Annotated in this window: 17 protein-coding genes and 2 pseudogenes; 7 read left to right on the top strand and 12 right to left on the bottom strand. The window is 68.9% G+C overall.

The annotated features are described in order from the left end of the window. Nucleotides 1-122 precede the first annotated feature (122 nt). Nucleotides 123-1,889 carry an MFS transporter gene (locus ASJ79_RS26425; protein ID WP_067961757.1) on the bottom strand — a complete coding sequence of 589 codons (1,767 nt, stop codon included), beginning with the start codon at nucleotides 1,887-1,889 and terminating at the stop codon, nucleotides 123-125. Nucleotides 1,890-1,984: 95 nt separating this feature from the next. Continuing rightward, nucleotides 1,985-3,274: a multidrug effflux MFS transporter gene (locus ASJ79_RS26420; RefSeq protein WP_067961761.1), complete on the bottom strand. Its 1,290-nt coding sequence runs from the start codon at nucleotides 3,272-3,274 to the stop codon at nucleotides 1,985-1,987. A gap of 116 nt (nucleotides 3,275-3,390) precedes the next feature. Between ASJ79_RS26420 and ASJ79_RS26415 the strand changes: the two genes are divergently transcribed. Further along, entirely contained in the window at nucleotides 3,391-4,134 is a 744-nt protein-coding gene (locus ASJ79_RS26415) for a hypothetical protein (RefSeq protein ID WP_067961756.1), read from the top strand. Between the two features lie 252 nt (nucleotides 4,135-4,386). After that, a complete protein-coding gene (locus ASJ79_RS26410) occupies nucleotides 4,387-8,124 on the top strand; it encodes a multifunctional oxoglutarate decarboxylase/oxoglutarate dehydrogenase thiamine pyrophosphate-binding subunit/dihydrolipoyllysine-residue succinyltransferase subunit (protein ID WP_231751056.1) in 3,738 nt (1,245 codons plus the stop codon). Nucleotides 8,125-8,163: 39 nt separating this feature from the next. Here the strand turns inward: ASJ79_RS26410 and ASJ79_RS26405 are convergent, their stop codons facing one another. Beyond that, nucleotides 8,164-8,517 carry a DUF732 domain-containing protein gene (locus ASJ79_RS26405; RefSeq protein ID WP_067961753.1) on the bottom strand — a complete coding sequence of 118 codons (354 nt, stop codon included), beginning with the start codon at nucleotides 8,515-8,517 and terminating at the stop codon, nucleotides 8,164-8,166. 125 nt (nucleotides 8,518-8,642) lie between these two features. Between ASJ79_RS26405 and ASJ79_RS26400 the strand changes: the two genes are divergently transcribed. Further along, nucleotides 8,643-9,473, top strand: a complete 831-nt coding sequence (locus ASJ79_RS26400) for an SDR family oxidoreductase (RefSeq protein WP_067961751.1) — start codon at nucleotides 8,643-8,645, stop codon at nucleotides 9,471-9,473. Between the two features lie 6 nt (nucleotides 9,474-9,479). Here ASJ79_RS26400 and ASJ79_RS26395 read toward each other — a convergent pair whose 3' ends face one another. Next, the gene (locus ASJ79_RS26395; RefSeq protein ID WP_067961749.1) at nucleotides 9,480-10,337 is read right to left on the bottom strand and encodes a glycine betaine ABC transporter substrate-binding protein; all 858 of its coding nucleotides are present in this window, start codon (nucleotides 10,335-10,337) and stop codon (nucleotides 9,480-9,482) included. 13 nt (nucleotides 10,338-10,350) lie between these two features. After that, nucleotides 10,351-11,532: an NADP-dependent malic enzyme gene (locus tag ASJ79_RS26390; protein ID WP_067961747.1), complete on the bottom strand. Its 1,182-nt coding sequence runs from the start codon at nucleotides 11,530-11,532 to the stop codon at nucleotides 10,351-10,353. Between the two features lie 144 nt (nucleotides 11,533-11,676). On the opposite strand from ASJ79_RS26390, the gene corA reads away from it, so the two are divergent. Continuing rightward, a complete protein-coding gene (gene corA, locus ASJ79_RS26385) occupies nucleotides 11,677-12,804 on the top strand; it encodes a magnesium/cobalt transporter CorA (protein WP_067961745.1) in 1,128 nt (375 codons plus the stop codon). 52 nt (nucleotides 12,805-12,856) lie between these two features. Here corA and ASJ79_RS26380 read toward each other — a convergent pair whose 3' ends face one another. From ASJ79_RS26380 to ASJ79_RS26365, 4 genes are all read right to left on the bottom strand, one after another. Next, complete coding sequence (locus ASJ79_RS26380) at nucleotides 12,857-13,450, bottom strand: suppressor of fused domain protein (RefSeq protein WP_067961743.1); 594 nt, start codon at nucleotides 13,448-13,450, stop codon at nucleotides 12,857-12,859. Next, a complete protein-coding gene (locus ASJ79_RS33505; protein WP_082754080.1) occupies nucleotides 13,447-14,625 on the bottom strand; it encodes a glycosyltransferase in 1,179 nt (392 codons plus the stop codon). Before ASJ79_RS33505 ends, ASJ79_RS26380 begins: the two co-directional genes overlap by 4 nt. Nucleotides 14,626-14,645: 20 nt before the next feature. Beyond that, nucleotides 14,646-15,620 carry a glycosyltransferase gene (locus ASJ79_RS26370; RefSeq protein WP_067961741.1) on the bottom strand — a complete coding sequence of 325 codons (975 nt, stop codon included), beginning with the start codon at nucleotides 15,618-15,620 and terminating at the stop codon, nucleotides 14,646-14,648. Nucleotides 15,621-15,750: 130 nt separating this feature from the next. Next, nucleotides 15,751-16,884 (bottom strand): glycosyltransferase, encoded by a 1,134-nt coding sequence (locus ASJ79_RS26365; RefSeq protein WP_067961740.1) that lies wholly within the window; start codon nucleotides 16,882-16,884, stop codon nucleotides 15,751-15,753. A 110-nt stretch (nucleotides 16,885-16,994) separates the two neighbouring features. Here ASJ79_RS26365 and ASJ79_RS26360 point away from each other — a divergent pair, with 110 nt between their 5' ends. Then, nucleotides 16,995-18,053, top strand: coding sequence for a chemotaxis protein CheB (locus ASJ79_RS26360; protein ID WP_082754079.1), 1,059 nt, complete (start codon nucleotides 16,995-16,997; stop codon nucleotides 18,051-18,053). Further along, nucleotides 18,046-18,799 (top strand): annotated as a pseudogene (locus tag ASJ79_RS26355) (STAS domain-containing protein). Before ASJ79_RS26360 ends, ASJ79_RS26355 begins: the two are co-directional and overlap by 8 nt. Nucleotides 18,800-18,808: 9 nt before the next feature. Here ASJ79_RS26355 and katG read toward each other — a convergent pair. Both katG and ASJ79_RS26345 read right to left on the bottom strand, forming a co-directional pair. Continuing rightward, the gene (gene katG, locus ASJ79_RS26350; protein WP_067961736.1) at nucleotides 18,809-21,049 is read right to left on the bottom strand and encodes a catalase/peroxidase HPI; all 2,241 of its coding nucleotides are present in this window, start codon (nucleotides 21,047-21,049) and stop codon (nucleotides 18,809-18,811) included. A 25-nt stretch (nucleotides 21,050-21,074) separates the two neighbouring features. Next, nucleotides 21,075-21,509, bottom strand: a complete 435-nt coding sequence (locus tag ASJ79_RS26345) for a Fur family transcriptional regulator (protein ID WP_067961734.1) — start codon at nucleotides 21,507-21,509, stop codon at nucleotides 21,075-21,077. Between the two features lie 148 nt (nucleotides 21,510-21,657). On the opposite strand from ASJ79_RS26345, the gene ASJ79_RS26340 reads away from it, so the two are divergent. Beyond that, nucleotides 21,658-22,443 carry an SDR family oxidoreductase gene (locus tag ASJ79_RS26340; protein ID WP_067961732.1) on the top strand — a complete coding sequence of 262 codons (786 nt, stop codon included), beginning with the start codon at nucleotides 21,658-21,660 and terminating at the stop codon, nucleotides 22,441-22,443. Here the strand turns inward: ASJ79_RS26340 and ASJ79_RS33500 are convergent. Further along, nucleotides 22,397-23,277: pseudogene (locus ASJ79_RS33500) on the bottom strand (acyltransferase); the annotation flags it as partial. The gene ASJ79_RS26340 and the pseudogene ASJ79_RS33500 overlap by 47 nt on opposite strands.

The raw sequence follows: 23,277 nt of genomic DNA, 5'->3' as shown, positions 1-23,277 counted from the left end.
ACCGGCAACCGATTCGGCATCCAACAACTCAGGTTGATCATCAGAGTGCCCCTGCATTCATCCATCATCTCGAGGACGCGCCCACAAACCCCGCCCGCCACGCCGGATTAATCAGCAGAGTCCTAGTCGCGCGCGTGCCTGCCCGCGGCGCCGTGCGGTCCGTCGCTGCCGGACGGCACGTCATTCCCGTTGTGGCCGTTACCCGTCGATGTCCCCGACGGCTCGTCCGCGTCGAGCAGCTGATCCAAGATGCTGCGCCATTCCCGGTCGGTGTCGGCTTCGGTGACCGGTTGCCGCACGTCGGTGTGGGCCGGCGCGGGCCCGGTGTCGTCCCACGGCACCTCGTACTCGACGTACTCGTCTTCATCGTCGGCCCAGCCGTAATCGGGTTCATGGCCAGAGTCCGGTTCCGGCGTCTCCTGCCGCTGCGGCGATGACCGGATCAGGTCCAGCAGGAACAGTGCCGCGATGACGCCGAAGAGTGCGACGAACGCCGGCAGCAGCATCGACTGCGACATCGCCGCGGCGAACGGCGCGTGCAGGAACGACGGCAACTGAGCGACCTGCCCCTCGGCCTGCGCGGGCCCGCTCGCTTCGCCGGGGATCTTCGCCGAGAGCTCCGACGCCATCAGCGCCGCCATGCCCGCGCTGCCCAGCACCGAGCCCACCTGCCGGGTGGTGTTGTAGACACCCGAACCGGCGCCGGCCAGCTGCGGGGGCAGATTCCTGGTCGCGGTCGCCGCCAGCGGCGACCAGATGAACGCCATCGCCACACCCAGCGCCGTCAGCGGCAGCACCAGCCGCCAGATCGGGGTGGTCGGCGTCATCTCGATGGACAACCACGTCAGGCCGATCGCCATCAGCGAGAAGCCGAACCCGACGACCGGGCGGGGATGCGACCGGTCGACGACGCGGCCGACCACCGGTGCCAGCAGGCCTGTGGCCACCGCCATCGGCGCGGTCAGCAGCGCCGCCCGGGTCGGGGTGAGCCCGCACACCGCCTGGACGTAGAACATCAACGGCAGGATCATCCCGGTCGCGACGAACCCGATCGTCGCGACCCCGAGGTTGGCCATCGAGAAGTTGCGGTCCCGGAAGATGACCAGCGGTATCAGTGGTTCGCCGGTGTTGATCGACTGCCAGTAGACGAACGCGACCATGATCGCGACGCCGACGGCGATCGTGGCCCATATCCACCCCGCCCATTGGTAGGCCTGGCCTTCCTGCAGCGCGAACACGATCAGGAACATGCCGACGCCGGAGAGCACCACGCCGGGCAGGTCGAGACGCTTCCTGTGCTGTGTCGGCAGCGACGGCACCAGCCACACGGCCATTGCGAAGCCGACCAGCCCCACCGGCACGTTGACGATGAAGATCCACTGCCAGCCCAACGTGTCCACCAGCACACCGCCTGCCAGCGGCCCGGCCAGCGTCGCCACGCCGGCGGTGGCGCCCCACACGCTCATCGCCACCCCGCGGTTGTGCGCCGGGAAGGTACGGGTGATGACCGTCAGCGTCTGCGGGGTGAGCAGCGCGGCCCCCACCCCTTGCAGCACCCGGGCGGCGACCAGCATGCCGATGCTGTCGGACAGACCGCACCACAACGACGCCGCGGTGAACACCGCCAGCCCGATCAGGTACATGGTCTTGGGCCCGTACCGGTCGCCGAGCCGCCCGGACACCAGCAGCGGCACGGCGTAGGCCAGCAGATAGGCGCTGGTCACCCAGATCACCGCGTCGTAGTCGACGTTCAGCTGCGCCATGATCACCGGATTCGCGACGGGCACGATCGTCGCGTCGACCAGGATCATGAAGAACCCGACCAGCAGCGCCCACAGCGCGTGCCAGGGGTTGGCACCCCTGGCACGCGGGGTCAAGGTTTCGGACATGGTGCAGTCAGCCAGAATTCAGTCAAGGGGAGAACGTCCGGCCCGACGCTACGGTCCGGCGGTGGTCCCGACAAGTCCGCGGACGCGGCTGACGGTCACGCGGCTTCGGCGACCGCCTCCGGCACGGCGGCCGGAGCGCTCCTGCGGTGCGCGCCGGTCGCCAGAAGCGCGATCAGCGCGACGATCACCCCGGCGGCCATCACGACCGCCATCGCGAGTTCGTCGTTGCCGAGCACACCGACCACGGGCGCGATCACCGCTCCCATCCCGAACTGCACGGCGCCCAGCAACGCGGCCGCGGTGCCCGCGGCGTCGGGGTGACGCATCAGGGCCACCGCGGGGGCGTTGGGGATCACCAGGCCCATCGCGGCGAGGACCACCCACACCGGGATCACGAAGCCGAACACGCCACCGACCTGCGCGGCGGCCAGCGCGACGAACACCGCGCCGGACACCGACGCCGCGAGCAGCGCCCACACCATGATCTGCTGCGGCGCGAACCGTTTGAGCAGCACGACGTTGCACTGTGTGGTGCCGATGAGCGCGATCGCGCCGGCACCGAACACCAACGCGAACGCGGTCTGCCCGAGGCCGAAGCGGCCCTGCAGCACGAACGACGCACCGGCGATGTAGGCGAACAGGCCGGACATGCCCAGCGCACCGACCAGCATCAGGATCACGAAGCGGACGTCGCGCAACAGTTCCAGATAGGTCGCCACGATGCCGCGCACCCTCAGCGGACGGCGGTGTTCGGCCGGCAGCGTCTCGGGCAGGGCCAGCACCGCCATCACCAGCAGCGCCCCCGCGATGACCACGAGTGCGGCGAACACCCAGTGCCACGAGCCGTGCACCAGCACCGCGGCTCCCAGCGACGGCGCGAGAACCGGAGCCACGCCCAGGACCAGCATCAGCCGCGACATGACCGTCGCCGCGGCGTTGTCCTTGTACAGGTCGCCGACCACCGCGATCGCCACCACCATGCCGGCGGCCGCACCCATGCCCTGCAGGCCGCGGGCGATGCCGAGCACGGTGATGTTCGGCGCGAACAGGCACAGCAGCGACGCGAGCATGTGCAGCACGATGCCCGCGAACAGCGGCTTGCGGCGGCCCAGCGAGTCCGACAACGGTCCGAGGACCAACTGTCCGATCGCCAGGCCGGCGAGCGTGCCGGTCAACGTGAGCTGGGTGAGCGAGGAGGACACCGACAGTTCCTCGCCGATCTTCGGCAGGGCCGGTAGATACATGTCGATGGTCAGCGGGCCCAGCGCCACCAGCAGTCCGAGCACCACGATCATCCGGATGCGGTTCGGCGGAGCCTCACGCACGGGTTGCCTCACATCCACGACAGGGGATATTGCCACTAGTTGCTTAGCGACACTTCCCATCGATTTCTTCCCGGGACCGGCAACCGTGACCGCGATCACGTCCGGGCACGTGGCGCACGACGCCGTTCGTTGTCCACGCGATAGCCTGAGACCAGGTTCACAGGGAGGAAGCACCCATGCGTGGCAAGTCACGAGCCACCAGTCAGTCGCCTGCCGTCGTCGACGAGGATCCGTCCGTCGCCGCGAAGGTGCTCTCCCAGATCATCGAACGCGGCGCCCGCGTGCAGGGTCCGGCGGTGAAGGCCTACGTCGAACGGCTCCGCGAGGGCAATCCCGGGGCCACCCCCGCCGACATCGTCGGCAAGCTGGACAAGCAGTACATGGCCGCGGTGATGGCCAGTGGCGCGGCGGTGGGCTCGGCGGCCGCCTTCCCCGGCATCGGCACGCTGGTCGCGATGTCGGCCGTCGCGGGCGAGACCGTGGTGTTCCTGGAAGCGACGGCGCTGTATGTGCTCGCCATGGCCGAGGTGCACGGCATCCCGGCCGAGCACCGTGAGCGCCGCCGCGCGCTGGTGCTCTCGGTGCTCGTCGGCGAGGACGGCAAGCGCGCGGTGGCCGACCTGATCGGTCCCGGGCGCACCAGCGGCGCGTGGGTGTCCGAGGGCGCGGCCACACTGCCGCTGCCGGCGTTGTCCCAGCTGAACTCGCGGCTGCTGCGGTACTTCGTCAAGCGCTACACGCTCAAGCGCGGCGCGCTGGCGTTCGGCAAGATGCTGCCCGTCGGGGTCGGCGCGGTCGTCGGCGGTGTCGGCAACCGGTTGATGGGCAAGAAGATCGTCGCCAACGCGCACAAGGCGTTCGGCGCGCCGCCGGAGCGTTGGCCGTCTCCGCTGCATCTGCTGCCCGCCCCGCGCGGGTGACACCGCTCGGCCACCTCGTACGGCGGCCATCCGGCCGTCGCCGCATGTCCGCAATGACCATAAGCACGTCGCCTGGTCGGGCTGATGACGGAAGCGTTAGCCTTGATACGGCTGAACGCGGGTAACCGCACACCGGGTCGAAAAGGGGTGGCCGGCTGCCGCGGGGTGCTGGCCCGAAGCGAAGAATTGAGGCGAATAGCAGCCGTGAGCGCACCTTCACCATTCGGTCAGAACGAGTGGTTGGTCGAAGAGATGTACCGCAAGTTCCGGGAGGACCCGTCCTCGGTCGACCCGAGTTGGCACGAGTTCCTCGTCGACTACTCCCCCGAGCCGATGAACGACGGTCCCGTCGGCGGCAGCGTTCAGGCGGCCGGCGGCAACGGCCGGCCCGTCGCTCCCCCGGAACCCGCCCCCGCTCCCCAGCCCGCGACCGCCAACGGCGGTCGACCGGCGACGACGGACAAGCCCAAGCCCAGAGACGACAAGAAGGACCAGGACGAGGCGGCGGCCAAGACCGCGGACAAGGCTCCCGCGAAGTCCGATGCGAAAGCCTCACCCGAGCCGAAGCCGAAGGCCTCGCCGGTCGCCGCGTCCGACGGCGACGAGACCACGGTGCTGCGCGGCGCTGCCGCGGCCGTCGTCAAGAACATGAACGCCTCGCGGGAGGTCCCGACCGCGACGAGCGTGCGCGCCATCCCGGCCAAGGCGATGATCGACAACCGCATCGTCATCAACAACCACCTCAAGCGCACCCGCGGCGGCAAGATCTCGTTCACCCATCTGCTGGGTTACGCGATCGTGCAGGCGGTCAAGAAGTTCCCGAACATGAACCGGCACTTCGCCGAGATCGACGGGAAGCCGGCGGCGGTCACCCCCGCGCACACCAACCTGGGCCTGGCGATCGATCTGGCCGGCAAGGACGGCAAGCGGTCACTGGTCGTCGCGGCGATCAAGAACTGCGAGACCATGCATTTCGGGCAGTTCATCGCCGCCTACGAGGACATCGTGCGCCGTGCCCGCGACGGCAAGCTCACCGCCGAGGACTTCTCCGGCGTGACGATCTCGCTGACCAACCCGGGCACCATCGGCACCGTGCACTCGGTGCCGCGCCTGATGCAGGGGCAGGGCGCGATCATCGGCGCGGGCGCCATGGAGTACCCGGCGGAGTTCCAGGGCGCCAGTGAGGAGCGCATCGCCGAACTCGGGGTCGGCAAGCTGATGACGCTGACCTCGACCTACGACCACCGCATCATCCAGGGCGCCGAGTCGGGTGACTTCCTGCGCACGATCCACACCCTGCTGCTCGACGACGAGTTCTACGACGAGATCTTCCGCGAGCTGGGCATCCCGTACGAGCCGGTGCGCTGGCGCATCGACAACCCGGACTCCATCGAGGACAAGAACGCCCGCGTCATCGAGCTGATCGCGGCCTACCGCAACCGCGGTCACCTGATGGCCGACATCGACCCGCTGCGGCTGGACAAGACCCGGTTCCGCAGCCACCCCGACCTCGACGTCAACACCCACGGGCTGACGCTGTGGGATCTCGACCGCGAGTTCAAGGTCAACGGGTTCGCCGGTCAGAGCCACAAGAAGCTGCGCGACATCCTCGGTCTGCTGCGGGACGCGTACTGCCGCCACATCGGGGTGGAGTACACCCACATCCTCGAACCCGAACAGCAGCAGTGGCTGCAGGAGCGCATCGAGGTCAAGCACGAGAAACCCACGGTCGCCGAGCAGAAGTACATTCTGAGCAAGCTCAACGCCGCCGAAGCGTTCGAGACGTTCCTGCAGACCAAATACGTCGGGCAGAAGCGGTTCTCCCTCGAAGGCGCCGAGACCGTCATCCCGATGATGGACGCGGCGATCGACCAGTGCGCCGAGCACGGGCTCGACGAGGTCGTCATCGGCATGCCGCACCGCGGCCGGCTCAACGTGCTGGCCAACATCGTCGGCAAGCCGTACAGCCAGATCTTCACCGAGTTCGAGGGCAACCTGAACCCGTCGCAGGCGCACGGTTCCGGCGACGTGAAGTACCACCTGGGCGCCAACGGCACCTACATCCAGATGTTCGGCGACAACGACATCGATGTCTCGCTGGTCGCCAACCCCAGCCACCTCGAAGCCGTCGACCCGGTGCTGGAAGGCATCGTGCGCGCCAAGCAGGATCTGCTGGACACCGGCGAAGAGATCGACGGTTCCGAGCAGTTCACCGTGGTGCCGATGATGCTGCACGGCGACGCCGCGTTCGCCGGCCAGGGCGTGGTCGCCGAGACGTTGAACCTGGCGCTGCTGCGCGGCTACCGCACCGGTGGCACGATCCACATCATCGTCAACAACCAGATCGGCTTCACCACCTCGCCGAACGACTCCCGATCCTCGGAGTACTGCACCGACGTCGCGAAGATGATCGGTGCGCCGATCTTCCACGTCAACGGCGACGACCCCGAGGCGGCGGTGTGGGTGGCCAAACTCGCCGTCGACTTCCGGCAGAAGTTCAAGAAGGACGTCGTCATCGACATGTTGTGCTACCGCAGGCGCGGTCACAACGAGGGTGACGATCCGTCGATGACCCAGCCGAACATGTACGACGTCATCGACACCAAGCGCGGGGTGCGCAAGACCTACACCGAGGCGCTGATCGGCCGTGGCGACATCTCGATGAAGGAAGCCGAGGACGCGCTGCGCGACTACCAGGGCCAGCTCGAGCGGGTGTTCAACGAGGTGCGCGAGCTCGAGAAGCACGCGATCGCGCCGAGCGAGTCCGTCGAGGCCGACCAGATGGTTCCGGCAGGCATGAAGACCGCCGTGGACAAGTCGCTGCTGGCCCGCATCGGTGACGCGCACCTGGCCTTCGGCGACGACTTCAACGTGCACCCGCGGGTGAAGCCGGTGCTGGAGAAGCGCCGCGAGATGGCTTACGAGGGCAAGGTCGACTGGGCGTTCGCCGAGTTGCTGGCGCTCGGGTCGTTCCTGGCCGAGGGCAAGACCATCCGCATGACGGGTCAGGACACCCGCCGCGGCACGTTCACCCAGCGGCACTCGGTGATCATCGACCGCAAGACCGGCAGGGAGTTCACGCCGCTGGAGTTGTTGACCGTCGACAGCGACGGCAACCCGACCGGCGGCAAGTTCATGGTCTACGACTCGGCGCTGTCGGAGTTCGCCGCGGTGGGCTTCGAGTACGGCTACTCGGTGGGCAATCCGAACGCGCTGGTGCTGTGGGAGGCCCAGTTCGGCGACTTCGTCAACGGCGCGCAGTCGATCATCGACGAGTTCATCAGCTCCGGTGAGGCCAAATGGGGTCAGCTCTCCGACGTCGTGCTGCTGCTGCCGCACGGTCACGAGGGCCAGGGCCCGGACCACACGTCGGGCCGGATCGAACGGTTCCTGCTGTTGTGGGCGGAGGGGTCGATGACGATCGCGGTGCCGTCCACACCGGCGAACTACTTCCACCTGCTGCGCCGGCACGGCCTCGACGGGATCCACCGCCCGTTGATCGTGTTCACGCCGAAGTCGATGCTGCGCAACAAGGCGGCGGTCAGCGATCTGCGGGAGTTCACCGAGGCCAAGTTCCGGTCGGTGCTCGAGGAGCCCACCTACACCGAGGGCACCGGCGACCGGTCCAAGGCGAAACGCATCCTGCTGACCAGCGGCAAGCTCTACTACGAGCTGGCGGCCCGCAAGAACAAGGAAGAGCGTGACGACGTCGCGATCGTGCGCCTCGAACAGCTGGCCCCGCTGCCGAAGCGGCGCCTGGCCGAGACGCTGGACCAGTACCCGAACGCCGACCAGTACTTCTGGGTGCAGGAGGAGCCGGCCAACCAGGGCGCATGGCCGACGCTCGGCCTGACCTTGCCCGAGGTGCTGCCGGAGAAGCTGGCCGGTATCAAGCGGATCTCGCGGCGGGCGATGTCGGCGCCGTCCTCGGGCTCGTCCAAGGTGCACGCCGTCGAGCAGCAGGAGATCATCGACGAGGCGTTCGGCTGACCTTCCCGGCGCACGGTCACGGCCGTCCGCCGCGGTCGTTTACCGGAAGAACGAGAACGGCACGCCGTCGGTGAGCGCGTCGACGGCGCGCGGGCACAGGAATTGGATCGCCAGCCCGGTGAACATCGTGGCGGGACCGATCGGGCGGCCCAGCGCGTCGGCGACGTCGGCGGCCACGTTCGCGACGTCCTGACCCGGGGCCGCCAGCCTCGGGCAGACCGACTGCCCGACGCGCACGGCGGTCGCCGGATCGATGTCGCCGAGGCGGTAGTGCTGCAACGAGGACAGGAAGACATCGGTCGCCGTGTCGGCCCGAACCGGTGCCGCCGACATCGTCGCGGCCGCGGCGGCCGACGCGACGGCCACCGCGACGGCCGGGTACGTCAACTTCATGCTCTGACTGTCGCCGCGGGACCGTCTACCATTACCGGCCCCGCGACCCGGACCACCTCGGTACCCGCGGTACCGGGTAGGCTCGCACCAACTCAACACACGTAGAACACCACGAGGGAGTTGACATGGAGGGCTTCGCCGGGAAGGTGGCCGTCGTGACCGGCGCCGGATCAGGCATCGGTCAGGCGCTCGCGATCGAACTGGGCCGCTCGGGGGCCCACGTGGCGATCAGCGACGTCGACACCGAGGGGTTGGCCGTCACCGAAGAACGACTCAAGGCGATCGGCGCCCGGGTCAAAGCCGACCGGCTCGACGTCACCGAACGTGAGGCCTTCCTCCTCTACGCCGACAGCGTCGCCGAGCATTTCGGCAAGGTCAACCAGATCTACAACAACGCCGGTATCGCGTTCACCGGCGACATCGAGATCACCCAGTTCAAGGAGATGGAACGGGTGATGGACGTCGACTACTGGGGTGTCGTCAACGGCACCAAGGCCTTTCTGCCGCACCTGATCGCGTCCGGCGACGGCCACGTCGTCAACGTCTCCAGCGTCTTCGGCCTGTTCTCGGTGCCCGGCCAGGCCGCCTACAACTCGGCGAAGTTCGCCGTGCGCGGCTTCACCGAAGCCCTGCGTCAGGAGATGGGTCTGGCCGGCCATCCGGTGAAGGTGTCCTGCGTGCACCCCGGCGGCATCAAGACCGCGATCGCGCGCAACGCCAGCGCCGCCGAAGGCCTCGACGCCGAGGAACTGGCCAAGACGTTCGACAAGAAACTGGCCAGCACCACACCCGAGAAGGCCGCCAAGATCATCCTCGACGGCGTGCGCAAGAACAAAGCCCGCATCCTGGTCGGCGGCGACGCCAAGATGTTCGAGGTCGTGATCCGCGTCCTGGGCGCGGGATACCAGAGCCTGTTCCCGAAGGCGGTCGCCCGGCTGACGCCGAAGGAGAAGTAGCCCGCGTCAGTTCCCGACACCGAGCGGGTGCGCCTCGAGCCACTGCCCGGCCACCAGGCCGGGTTCGGTGCCCTCGGCGACCTTGCGTCGCATGTCGGCCAGCGAACCGGTGTCGAGCACCCCGGCGATCTCGTTGAGCGCCAGCACCTGTGACTCGGTCAGCTCATTCCGCCGGTACAGCGGCACCAGGTTCTCGGCGCGGATCAGCGACGTCTTGTCCGACAGCACCAGGGCCTCCGACGGAACGCCGGGGGCCGCGGTCGTCGTCCACGCGGCGTCGATCTGACCGGCGCGTAGCGCGGCCCACATCGCCTCGGCGTCGGCGAAGACGCGTGCCGCCGGCAACGTGCAGGTTCCGACCGCCGACGGGTGCGGCACCGAGGCGACCGACCCGAACGCGATACCGTCACACCGGCGCGCCATCGCGCTGACGTCCCGGCCGCCCCACTCGTCGGCGGTGCGTTCGGTCACCGCGACGGCCGGTTTGTCCTCCGCCGAGGTGGTGTAGTCACCCGCGGCGATTCCCTCGGGCAACACCGAGAGCAGAGTGCGGTAAACCTGCACGTCCGACCGGGCAGCAGAGTCCGGCGCGAACCGCGCCAGCAGCGTCCCGGTGAATCCCGGCGCGACCTGGATCTCTCCGGAGTCGAGGAGCCGGAGCGGTGCGTCCGTCACCGTCACATGCGCGGCATTGCCGTAGAAGCGCAACGCCGCCGCATAGAGATGGGCGACCAACTGCGATTCCGGATCCGCCGGTGACCCGACCGGAATCGACGGCGGCGGCGACTGACCGCCACATCCCGCGAGCACGGCCGCAGCCACCACCGCGGACACCAGCCGCAGCCAGCGGTCCCGAAAACACAAGCGGCTCAGGCGACTAACCCTCGGACGCGGCGGCGACCGCTGCTGCCACCGCGGGACCCACCCGGGGATCCAGCGCGCTCGGGACGATGTGGTCGACGGCGAGGTCGTCACCGACGACCGAGAAGATCGCCTCGGCCGCAGCGACCTTCATCTTCTCGGTGATGCGGCGGGCGCCGGCGTCCAACGCCCCGCGGAACACCCCGGGGAAGGCCAGTACGTTGTTGATCTGGTTCGGGAAGTCACTGCGCCCGGTGGCGACGACCGCCGCGTACTTGCGGGCCGCGTCGGGGTGGATCTCCGGATCGGGGTTCGACAGCGCGAACACGATGCCCTTGGGCGCCATCGTCGCGATGAACTCCTCCGGCACCACACCCGCGGACAGGCCCAGGAACATGTCCGCGCCGTCGAGCGCCTCGGCGACGCCGCCGGTGCGGCCCGCCGGATTGGTGCGCTCGGCCAGTTCGGCCTTGACCGAATTGAGGTCCTCGCGGCCGGTGTGGATGATGCCCTTGGAATCGAGCACGGTGACATCGGCGATGCCCTTGGCCAGCAGGATGTTGGCGCAGGCCACACCGGCCGCGCCGGCGCCGGAGATCACCACCCGCAACGTGTGCATGTCGCGGTCGAGCACCTTCGCCGCACCGTGCAGCGCCGCGAGCACCACGATCGCGGTGCCGTGCTGATCGTCGTGCATCACCGGGCAGTCCAGGGCTTCGATGACGCGCCGCTCGATCTCGAAGCAGCGAGGCGCGGAGATGTCCTCCAGGTTGACCGCGCCGAAGCTCGGCCGCAGCCGGACCAGCGTCTCGACGATCTCATCGGGATCATTGGTGTCCAGCACGATCGGGATCGAGTCCAGCCCACCGAACGTCTTGAACAGGGCGCTCTTGCCCTCCATGACAGGAAGCGACGCCGCGGCGCCGATGTCCCCGAGCCCCAGCACCGCACTGCCGTCGCTGACGACGGCGACGAGCCGATTCGCCCACGTGTACTTCGCCGCCAGCGTCTTGTCCGACGCGATCGCGCGGCTGACCTGCGCGACTCCGGGGGTGTAGGCGATCGACAACGCCCGCTGGGTGTCCAGTGGCGATTTCAATTCAACCGAGAGCTTGCCGCCCTCGTGAGCCTCGAAGATCTCGCTGTCCTCGATGACGACCTGCGGCGTGCGCTCTACCGATCCCACTGATTCCGACACGGGCGTCAGGGTAACCGACCATACAAACTCACAGGAATGGGTTCCCCGTCGGTGAGGAGAACAGCGCGATGCGGGCGCGTACGATTTCCCGGGTGCCCGAAGGGCATCTCCGAGCCCTACGCCTTGACGAGGGGAGGTGAGTCCATGCCCTCGTTTCGTGCGCTGCCGCCGTCGTCGACGGGCCGGCAGGTGGGCAGGATCCGCGCCGCGGGCCGGGCGAAGACCGCAGCTCCGGACGCGAAGCGGATCCACGTCCCGGTCTCGCAGGCGATGGTCGACTGCGGCGTCTACTGCGAAGGGCAGCGGCTACCCGGCCGATACACCCACGCCGCGGCGCTGGCCAAGGTTCACGAACTCGAAGCCGAGGGCCGAGACGCTTTCGTGTGGATCGGTCTGCACGAGCCCGACGAACAGCAGATGCAGGCCGTCGCCGACGTCTTCGGCCTGGACGCCCTCGCCGTCGAGGACGCCGTGCACGCCCACCAGCGGCCCAAGCTCGAGCGCTACGACGACATGTTGTTCCTGGTGCTCAAGACCGTCACCTACGTCGAACACGACTCGATGGCCAAGGCCCGCGAGATCGTCGAGACCGGCGAGGTGATGATCTTCGTCGGGCACGATTACGTCGTCACCGTGCGGCACGGCGAGCACGGCGGCCTGGCAGGGGTACGCAAACACCTGGAGAACTCACCGGAGAACCTGCGCCTCGGCCCCTACTCGGTGATGCACGCGATCGCCGATCAGGTCGTCGACACCTACCTCGACGTCACCGATCTGATCGAAACCGACATCGACGCCATGGAGGAGGACATCTTCTCCCCGCTGGCGCGGACCAACATCGAGAGCATCTACCTGCTCAAGCGCGAGGTCGTCGAACTGCGCCGGGCCGTCAGCCCACTGGCCACCGACCTGCAGGCCATCGGCACCGATCACGGGGACCTGATCAACCCCGAGATCCGCCGCTACATGCGCGACGTCCTCGACCACACCATCAAGGCCTCCGACCGCATCGCCAGCTACGACGAACTGCTCAGCTCGCTGGTGCAGGCCGCGCTCGGCAAGGTGGCGATGCAGCAGAACGTCGACATCCGCAAGATCTCGGCCTGGGTCGCGATCGCCGCCGTGCCCACCGCACTGGCAGGCATCTACGGCATGAACTTCGACGCGATGCCCGAATTGCACTGGGACTTCGGCTATCCCATGGTGTTGTTGGTGATGACCGCGGTGTGCGTGCTGCTGTACCGCAACTTCCGGCGCAACAACTGGCTCTGAGCTCAGGTGGGATTGGCGGCCCGCCGCTCAGGTTGGATTGGCGGCCCGCCGCTCAGGTTGGATTGGCGGCCCGCCGCCGTGGGTCCGTCGGATCCACCCCGTCCTGCCCCCACGCCTCCCTCATCGCCTCCGCCCCCTTGAGCCGCACCCACGCCGCCTCCGTCGCGGTGATGGGCACCGCCGAGAGAACCGTCACCGGCGACAGCGGATCAGGCAGCACCACATCATCGATGTCGCTGCCACCCAACAGGAAAGCGGTGAACGGCGCTCCCTCCCACAGCGGTGTCTCGAGGTCGATCAGCGCGTCCGGCGCCAGCACCAGTCCCTCGACCGCCGGTGCTGCGGCGACGATCGCGACCGACCGCGACAGCCCGGTCGGCGAGGGCCCCCGCAACGCGACGACGATCTCGGCTCGGGGGCCCTGCACCGGATCGGCCAGCATGTCCGTCGGGTCCCCCATCGGGTGCCGCGAACATCCCAGCGAAACATACTGCACTGCACCGTCTCCCGGCGCCGCGAACCGCAGCACGTCGATGCGTTCGGTACCGAGGAAGGTGACGCTCGCGACGCTCGGCTCAGCGGTGACGCCGCGGCGTGCGAAGTGATCCAGCAGGTGCGTACGCACCCGGTCGAGGACCTCGCTCACGTACCGGCCGCCGGCAGCGACAGGTTGACTCCGGTACGCGGATCGAAGAGTTGCACGTTGCCGGGATTCAACGCCAGTTGCAGTGTGGCGCCCGGCTTCGCGGTCGATTGCACGGGGACACGCGCGACGAACTCGTTCTCCCCCACCCCGGACTCCGCGGCGACCTCGGTGAGCTGTTCTGCCTGGGCACCGGGGCCGTCGACCCCGAAGTAGACGTACTTGTCGGCGCCGAGGGACTCCACCATCTCGACCGTGACGTCGAAGACCAGCGCGCTGATCCTGGCATAGGCGTCGATGACGGACGCGTCCTCCAGGTGCTCCGGGCGGATCCCCGCGATCAGGTCACCGGCACTGCGGTGGTCCCTCAGCCGCTCGTACACCTCACCGGTCAACGGGATCTCACCGAACGGCAGACGCACACCGAGCTCGGACTTGTCCGGACCGCCGACGATCACCAGCTCGGCGGTCGGCAGGTGCGTCATCGCCGCGATGACGGTGTCGAAACCCTTGCGCGGCACCAGCCTTCCGACCGAAACGATGCGGTGCAGTCGGCCGCGGGTGGCGGTCGGCCCGGCATCACCGAACTCGCCGGGGTCGACGCCGCACGGCACCACCGACACGCGTGTGCAGTCCCGCCCCATCCCGCTGAGCTCGGACACCTCGTCGGTGCAGGTCGCGGCGACCCAGTCGACGTCGCGGGCCAGGGCGGACTCCAGCCGGATCCGTTCGTCGGGGCTGGTGTCGTCGGCGCCTTGATGCCGCCGCTTGACCACACCGAGCGCGTGGAACGTCTGCACGACCGGAACGTGGTGGCGGCGCGCGGCCGCCGTGGTGGCCAGCCCGGACATCCAGAAATGCGCGTGCGCCACGTGCGGACGCCGGTGCTTCCAGCACGAGGCGAGATAGTCACCGAACTGCGGCATGTATTGCAGCAGAGCATCTTTCGGCATTGGCTCGGGCGGTCCGGCGGGGACGTGGATGACGGTGAACCCCTGTCCGGTGTCCACCCGGTCGGGCAGATCGGGATCGTCGCGGCGGGTGTAGACCACCACGCGGTGACCCTGCGCGGCCAGTGCCGAGGACAGTTCGGCGACGGCGACGTTCTGGCCGCCGGCGTCGACTCCGCCGAGGAAGGCCAGCGGGCTGGCGTGTTCGGAGACCATGGCGATCTCCAGCCGTCGGGTCGTGGCGTGCATCAACAAACCTCCTCGATCAACCGGTCCCAGTCGCCGAGGAAGCGTCGGAGCCCGAAGTGCGCCAGCACGAATTCACGTGCGGCCTTGCCTGCGATTTCAGCTGCCTCCCGGTCGGTGACGAAATGCCGTAGGGCGGACCCGAGTACCGCGGTATCGGCACTGACCACCCCCGCCTCGGCCGGGACGACCAGGGGCGCCATCGTCGCGGCCACCGCGACGACCGGCATTCCGGCGCACATGGCCTCCAACAACGAGAGCCCCAGCGAGGTCCAGCGAGCGGTGTGCAGGTAGGCGCTGCGGCGGGCCACCGCGTGCAGCACCGGCCGGCCCGGGACGTCGCCGTGTCCGGTGACCCGCCCGGTCACCCGGGGCTCGCTGTCCAGCGCGGTGGTGCCCATCCCCCACACCTCGACGGGCACGTAGCGGCTCAGCGGTGTGAGCAGGTCGGCGCCCACGGTGCGCCACCGCCGGACCGGTTCGTTGATCATCGTCGCGGCGGCGGGCACCTCGGCGGTGTAGAGCCGGCCGGGGTCGGCGACGCCGTGGTTGATGACCCGCGTCGGGGCCGACCCGTTGTCCCACATCAGTTGGTTGAACTCGGTGACGTGGACCAGTGGGATGTCGGTGCGCCCGGCGATCGGGTGCACGCTGTCGGCGGCGTACGGCCGGGGCGTGTTGTGCTCGACGTACACCGCGGGCACGTCGATTCCCGGCTGCCGGCCCAGCAGCCGCGCGGCGAGGTCGAGCTCGTGCGGGCGCTGCAGCACGACGAGGTCGACTTCGGCGTCGGACAGTTCACCGACGCCGATCTCGGTGGCGTGCGCCCAATCCCGTCCGGCCTTGCCCCGGCCATCCCCGTCGCGGGCGTCGTCGACCGGGATCAGGTAGTGGTGTCCGCCGGCCACGAAGGACTCCGTCCACGATCCGTGGACGTGCCAGATCAGCACCCTGCGGCGCCGAGAGCTCGGCGGCATGCGGCGCCAAATACCCTTAAGAGAATTCGCCAAACGTTTCGGGCGAAAAAGTTCCCCGGCCCCGGATCCGGGTCAAAATCGCTGGATTACAACAGCTTTCAAATATTCGCTGACCGCGCTGAGCCGCAGCTCAGCGCAGGGGTGCAGATTCGCGGTCCAGCACCGAGCCGTAGACGACCTCTGCGTCGGTGGCGATGCGGTCCCAGCTGTACCGTGATCGCGCCCTCGAGCGTCCGGCCAGGCCCATACCTTGGCGCAGCACCATCTGGCCGAGGATGGAGCGCAGCGCGCGGGCCAGCGCATCGGGTCTGCCGGCAGAGACCAGGAGGCCGGTGACGTCGGCGATGACCGCGTCACGGACGCCGCCGGCGGCGGTGGCGACGATCGGTGCGCCGCACGCCATCGCCTGCAGCACCGTGGCACAGGACGGTTCGTACAGCGCCGGGGCGACCACCACGTCCGCGGACCGGAACAGCGCGGTGAGGTCGTCGCCGCTCACGCCGGCGACCAGTCGTACCCGCTTGTCGATCTTGAGTTTCCGCGCCAGGTCCAGCAGCTGGTCCGAGCACTGTCCGTCATCGGCGTGCGTGGTGGTGAGCACGAGCTCCGCGGCACCCAGCGACGGAAGCACACGGAGCACCTGTGCGAGACCCTGCGCCGGGGTGAGGTCGCGCGCGACCGCCACGATCCGACGGGTCGGCTCCGTACCCCGCGAGACGATCTCCTCGGCGGTCACGTCGTCGACCTCGACGCCGGGGGCGAGCACCGACACTCTCGCGCGCGGGCACCCCAACCGGATGACGTCCCTCATGTCGTCATGGCACGGCACGGTCACCGCCGTCGCGTTGCGCACCAACAGGGACTGGATCCTCATCGCGGCGTCCATGCCGTCACCGTCCCGGCGGGCGGCCGCGGTCAGGCCGGGGAACGTCTGGACCGTCGGAACCGGGCAACGCTTCGCCGCCAACTGGGCCGCCATCCCGTAGCCCCAGCCGTGGCAGTGCACGACGTCGGGCCGCGCCGACTCCCATGCCCGGATCAGGTGCCGCGCGATGTCACCGATCAACGGCATCAGGTCCTCGGGCCGGGCGCCGTGGGCCACCTCGACCGGAATGCGGTCGATGGTGAAACCCCCGGCGGGAGCGGCGCCCTGTGGGCCCGCGGTGAGCATCCGCACCTCGGGTCCGCGCCGTGCCAGCGCATCGGCGAGGCTGACGACGTCGTAGCCACCGTCGGTCAGGTCACCTACCATCGCGATCTTCATACGGTCCTTCCTGACTTTCTGACGTAGACGTAGATGCGCCGATTCCGCGGAAAACCAAACGGCCGGTCGGCCCCCTCTTCGCGTGCTGTCCCGCCGTCTTCGCTGCCGGGATGACTCGGTCGGTTATCTGCGCCGGGTGCGGGTACCTGTTCGGGGTGACCGTGGAGCCGAAGGACGCGCGCATCCGGGGTGTGGTGGCGATAGGAGGTTCCGCCGGCGGTGTGGAAGCCCTGACCAGAGCGGCGGCAAGCCTGCCCGCGGACCTGCCGTTCGCGGTGTTGATGGCCCTGCACCTGCCCGCGCACGGTCCGAGCGTGCTGGCGCAGATCGTCGACCGCGCGGGTCCGCTGACCGCTGTCAGCGCCGAGGACGGGATGGCGCTGGAACCGGGCCGGATCCATGTCGCCGTACCGGGCCGTCACCTGCTCACCCAGGATCACCGGATCGTGCTGTCGCGGGGTCCGGGCGAGAACGGTCACCGTCCGGCGCTCAACGCGATGTTCCGGTCGGTGGCGGTGGCATTCGGCCCGCGCGCCATCGGGGTGCTGCTCTCGGGTGTCCTCGACGACGGGGTGCTGGGGCTGGCCGCGATCCGCGCCAGGGGCGGCGCGACGTTGTGCCAGTCCCCGGACGACGCGTTGTTTCCCGCCATGCCGTCGAACGCGCTGCGCGCCGGCGTGGTCGACCGGACCGTCCGCGCTTCCGACCTCGGAGCCGTGCTCGCCGAATTCGTCTCCCAGGACCTTTCCCGCCGTGGCGGACTGCCCGACCGCTACATGGAACTGGAGAACTACATCGCGATGAGCGAACCGGCGGCCGCTGAGGTGGACCCCGAATCCTTCGGTCCTCCTTCGGGTTTCACCTGCCCTGACTGCAACGGATCGCTACAGGTGGCCGGCGAGGGGCACTACAGGTGCCACATCGGCCACGGCTGGAGCGCCGACGCGTTGCTGTCGGCGCGCGACGGCGAGGTGCAGAGGGCACTGATGGCGGCGGTGCGCAGCCTGCAGGAGAAGTCCCGGCTGGCCCATCAGCTCGCCGGCAAGGCCGCATCAGCGGGAATTCGCGAACGGTATACGGCGCTGGCCGCCGAAACCGACAAGGCGCTGGCCGTGCTGCGGGAGCGGATCTCCCTCGTCGAGACCGGAGTGCCCGGCGCGGATGCATGAACGAAGTGCGGTCGACATCTCGGCGACACCGTCGCCGGGCGGCACCGTCACGCTGACGGTGTCAGGAACGCTGGACAGCACGACCTACCGCCGCGTCCGGGACAGCGTCATCAAGGCGGCGCTGGACGAGCCGACGGCGGTCCTGGTCGAGGTCAGCGCACTGCAGGTCCCCTCCGACAGCGCGTGGACCGTCTTCACCAGCGCACGGTGGCACGTCAGCACCTGGCCCGACGTGCCGGTGGTGCTGGTGTGCGGCCACGCCGCCGGGCGGGAGGCGATCCGGCGTTCCGGCGCGGCCCGCTACGTCCCGGTGTACCCCGAGGCGGGTGCTGCGGTCGCGTCGCTCGGCGCGGCACACCGCATCCGCAGGCGGGCCGCCGCCGACCTGGACGCGGAGCGGGCCAGCCTGCGACGGACCCGGGACCTGGTGGCAGTGGCTGACCGGGTGGGGTCACCAGGAGTTGATCCTGTCGGCCTCCACGGTGGCGTCGGTGTTCGTCGAGAACGTGCTGGAGCACACCTTCAGCCGCCCGGCACTCGTCCTGGAGAGCTGCAACGGCGACGTGACCGTCGCCGTCAGCGACGAGTCCCGCACTCCCGCTGCGCGACGCGAAGATCCGGTGTCCGGTGCCCACACCGTCTCCGGGCTGGCCATCGTCGCGACACTGAGCCGATCGTGGGGCTCGATGCCGACAGCCACCGGGAAGACGGTGTGGGCGGTACTCGGATCCGAGAACCGGCTGTGACGCTACGGCTTACCGCAGGTCGAACCGGTCGTTGTTCATCACCTTGACCCAGGCGGCGACGAAGTCCTCGACGAACTTGCCCTGGTTGTCGTCCTGGGCGTAGACCTCGGCCACCGCGCGCAGCACCGAGTTCGAGCCGAACACCAGGTCGGCCGCGGTCGCGGTCCACTTCGGCTGACCGGTGGCCCGGTCCTTGCCCTCGTAGACGTTCTCGGTGGCCACCGACGGCTTCCACTCCGTGCCCATGTCGAGCAGGTTCACGAAGAAGTCGGTGCTGAGCACGCCGGGCCGGTCGGTGAACACGCCGTGCTTGCTGCCCCCGTGGTTGGCGTTGAGGGTGCGCAGACCGCCGATCAGGGCCGTCATCTCGGGAGCGGTCAGGTCGAGGAAGTACGCCTTGTCGACCAGCAGCTGCTCGAGCGGGGTCTTCTCCCCCGGCTTCGCGTAGTTACGGAAGCCGTCGGCCTGCGGTTCGAGCACCGCGAACGAGTCCACGTCCGTCTGCTCCTGCGACGCGTCGGTGCGGCCGGGCGCGAAATGCACCGAGATCTCGTAGCCGCCGTCCTTGGCGGCCTTCTCGATCGCCGCCGAACCCGCCAGCACGATGAGGTCGGCCAGCGAGACCTTCTTGCCGCCGGTCGCCGAGGCGTTGAAGTCCTGCTGGATCTTCTCCAGCACGGGCAGCACCTTGTCGAGCTCGGACGGCTCGTTGGCCTCCCAGCTGCGCTGCGGCTCAAGACGCAGGCGCGCACCGTTGGCACCGCCGCGCTTGTCGGTGCCGCGGAAGCTGGACGCCGACGCCCAGGCCGTCTTCACCAACTGGGGCACCGACAGGCCCGACTGCAGCACCGAGTTCTTCAGCGCCGCGATGTCCGATTCGTCGATCAGCGCGTGATCCACCGCGGGCACCGGGTCCTGCCACAGCTGCGGCTCGGCCACCCACGGTCCGAGGTAGCGGGTGACCGGGCCCATGTCGCGGTGCATGAGCTTGTACCACGCCTTGGCGAACGCGGCGTTCATCTCCTCGGGATGCTCCAGCCAGCGCCGGGTGATCTGCCCGTAGATCGGGTCCACCCGCATGGAGACGTCGGTGACCAGCATGGTGGGCTTGCGCGGCGGGCCGCCGAACGGATCCGGGATGATGGCCTCGGCGTCCTTGGCCTCGAACTGCCAGGCGCCGGCCGGGCTCTTGGTCAGCTCCCACTCGTGGCCGTAGAGCAGCTCCAGGTAGGCGTTGCTCCACTTGGTCGGCGTGGTGCTCCACACCACCTCGAGACCGCTGGTGACGGTGTCATTGGCGTTACCGGTGCCGAACGGGCACTTCCAGCCCAGACCCTGCTGCTCGATCGGTGCGCCCTCCGGTTCCGGACCGACGTTCACATCGGCCGCGCCGTGCGTCTTGCCCAGGGTGTGGCCGCCGACGATCAGCGCGGCGGTCTCCTCGTCGTTCATCGCCATCCGGCCGAAGGTCTCGCGGATGTCGTGCGCGGCCGCCAGCGGATCCGGCTTGCCTTCGGGACCTTCGGGATTGACGTAGATCAGGCCCATCGTGGTGGCGCCGAACGGCTGCGCCAGCTGACGGTCGCTGTCGTTGGTTCCGCCGTAGCGCTTGTCGGTGCCCAGCCAGGTGTCCTCCTGGCCCCAGAGCATCTCCTCCGGCTCCCAGATGTCCTCGCGGCCGAACGCGAAGCCGAGCGTCTGGAATCCCGACGACTCCAGCGCGGCGTTGCCGGCGTAGGCGATCAGGTCGGCCCAGGAGATCTTGTTGCCGTACTTGCGCTTGATCGGCCACAGCAGCCGGCGCGCCTTGTCGAGGTTCGCGTTGTCCGGCCAGCTGTTGAGCGGGGCGAAGCGCTGGGAGCCCTGACCGGCGCCCCCGCGCCCGTCGAAGATGCGGTAGGTACCCGCGGCGTGCCAGCTCATCCGGATGAACAGGCCGGCGTAGCTGCCGTAGTCGGCGGGCCACCAGTCCTGCGAGGTGTTGATCAGTTCGATGACATCGCGCTTGAACGCCTCGACGTCGAGCTTGGCGAACTCGGTCGCGTAGTCGAAGTCCTCACCGAGCGGGTTGCCCTTCTCGTTCTGCTTGTGCAGCACGGACACGTCGACCTGTTCGGGCCACCAGTCCTTGTTGGTCAGCGGGGCGTGGACTTTCGGCTCCGGCGATTCGATCACCGGGTTCTCGGACTCGCTGTGGCTGCGGGTCTTGTCGTCGGAGTGCGGGGGGCGGGCGTCGGAGGTGTCGGTCACAGTGTTCCCTTTCGTAATCCGTACATCATTGCGGTGATGGGGCTGTCGAACAGTCGGGGCAGACGCCCCAGTAGATGACTTCGGCCTCGTCGACCTCGAAGCCGAGATCGTCTGATGCGGTGAGGCAGGGCGCCTCGCCGACCGCGCAGTCCACGTCGGCGATCACTCCGCAGGACCGGCACACCACGTGGTGGTGATTGTCACCGACCCGGGTCTCGTAGCGGGCCAGCGAACCGGCGGGCTGGATGCGGCGCACCAATCCCGTTGCGGCAAGAGCGTTCAGCGCGTCGTAGACGGTCTGCCGGGAGACGTCGGGCAGCAGTTCGCGCGCGGCGTTGATGATGAGTTCGGTGTCGGCGTGGGGGTGTTGTCCAACGGCGTGCAAGACCGCCATCCGCGGCCGCGTGACACGCAGTGCCGCCGACCTCAGCACCGCCGAGTAGTCGGGTTCTTCGGTCATCGGTTCCGATCCTTGTCCGTTTTTTGGATGGGATCAAGTTTTCCGCCGAACCTGTGCGCGGCCGGAGGCATTCTTTCGCATTCCGTCCCCGGCCATCCGGGAAGCGAAAGCCGCTTTTGCCGCATCCGCCCCCGGGTACGGGCTCGGGATGACAGAAGCACAACTCGCATTGATCACGGGAGCCTCCAGCGGAATCGGCCTGGAGTTGGCCCGCCAGTTCGCGAACCACGGCTATGACCTCGTGGTCGCCGCCGATGACGACGCCATTCACGCCATACCGGGCGAACTGTCCGGTTTCGGGGTCGCGGTGCAGTCGGTCCAGGTGGATCTGCGCACCCCGGACGGCGTGGAACACCTGTTCAACAGCACCGTCGAAGGGGGACGGGCGCTCTCGGCGGCCGCGCTCAACGCCGGCGTCGGGCGTGGCGACATGTTCCTCGAAAGCGAATTGGAGGACGACCTGAGCGTCGTCGACCTCAACGTGCGCTCCACGGTGCACCTGGCCAAGCTCGTGCTGCGCGAGATGGCCAATCGCGAGGCCGGCCGGGTCCTGTTCACCTCGTCGGTGGCGTCGATGATGCCCGGGTCGTACCAGCCGGTCTACAACGCGTCGAAATCGTTCGTACAGTCGTTCGCCAAGGCCCTTCAGGACGAGTTGCGCGATTCGCCGATCACGATCACCACACTGCTTCCCGGCCCCACCGACACCAACTTCTTCGCCAGGGCGAAGATGCTGAACACGCCGGTGGGCCGCGGCCCCAAGGACGATCCGGCCGACGTCGCCCGCCAGGGGTTCGACGCGCTGATGCGCGGCGACCGGCAGGTCGTGGCGTCGTCCCCGATGTCGAAGGTGATGGGCACCGCCCTGCGGGTCCTGCCCGACCCGGTCAAGGCCGCGGCGAGCCGACTGTTCTCGGTGCCGACGGGACGCTGAGCCCGGCCGGCGCAACGGCGCAGACCCGGGCGACGGCGATCAGTGTCAGGAAGGCGGCCAGCGCCGACCAGCCCGCCGGGTCCCCGAGCCCGAACTTGGCCGTCACCACCAGCACGACGCCCGAGACGCAGATCAGTGCGCCCACCACCGCGGCGCGGGCGCCGGTGCACGTCGCGGGACGGTCCCACCACGGCAGCGGGCGGCGTTCCAGCGGTGCCAGCAGCCGGAACAACCCGAACATCACCACGGCGAACGCGACCTCGCGCAGCGCCAGCAGCCCCCAGAACCCGGGCGCTGAGACGTCGTAGGCGTCCAGCCCCACCGCGTGCAGGGCGAACGCGGCGATCGCGATGGCCACGATGTGCCAGAGGTACAGCGTCATCGCGCCGGCATTGCCCGCGCTGACGATCCGCCACACCCGCGGGCGGCGGGCCCAGCGGCCGACGGCACCGGCGACACAGAGGAACGCGCACGACATCCAGATGCAGTGCAGCGCCAGCACCAGCGTGGGCGGGGCGACGTTGGAGAACTCCTCGACGCCCGTCACCACGAGCGAGACCTCGTACCGGCCGGGTCCGACGAGCGCCAGTGCAGCCCCGAACGCGGCGATCGCCGCGACGGCGGCGCAGCGGCGATCGGTCAGGCCGCGCGCGTAGCCGACACCCAGGACGACCGGGATCAACCAGACGATCAGGAAGTTCAGGACCCCGCCGGCCGGGGAACCGGTGGCCGCGACATCGGCGCCGCCCCCGGCCAGGGTCGCGAACTGCTCGGCCGACCCGGCGACCATCACCGAGATCTCGCGCCGCCAGTGCGGGCCCCAGAACGCCGTGA

Source organism: Mycobacterium sp. NAZ190054, assembly GCF_001545925.1.
GTDB lineage: Bacteria > Actinomycetota > Actinomycetes > Mycobacteriales > Mycobacteriaceae > Mycobacterium.
The sequence above is the reverse complement of the archived record's forward strand: the minus strand, read 5'-3'. Positions and strand labels throughout refer to the sequence as shown.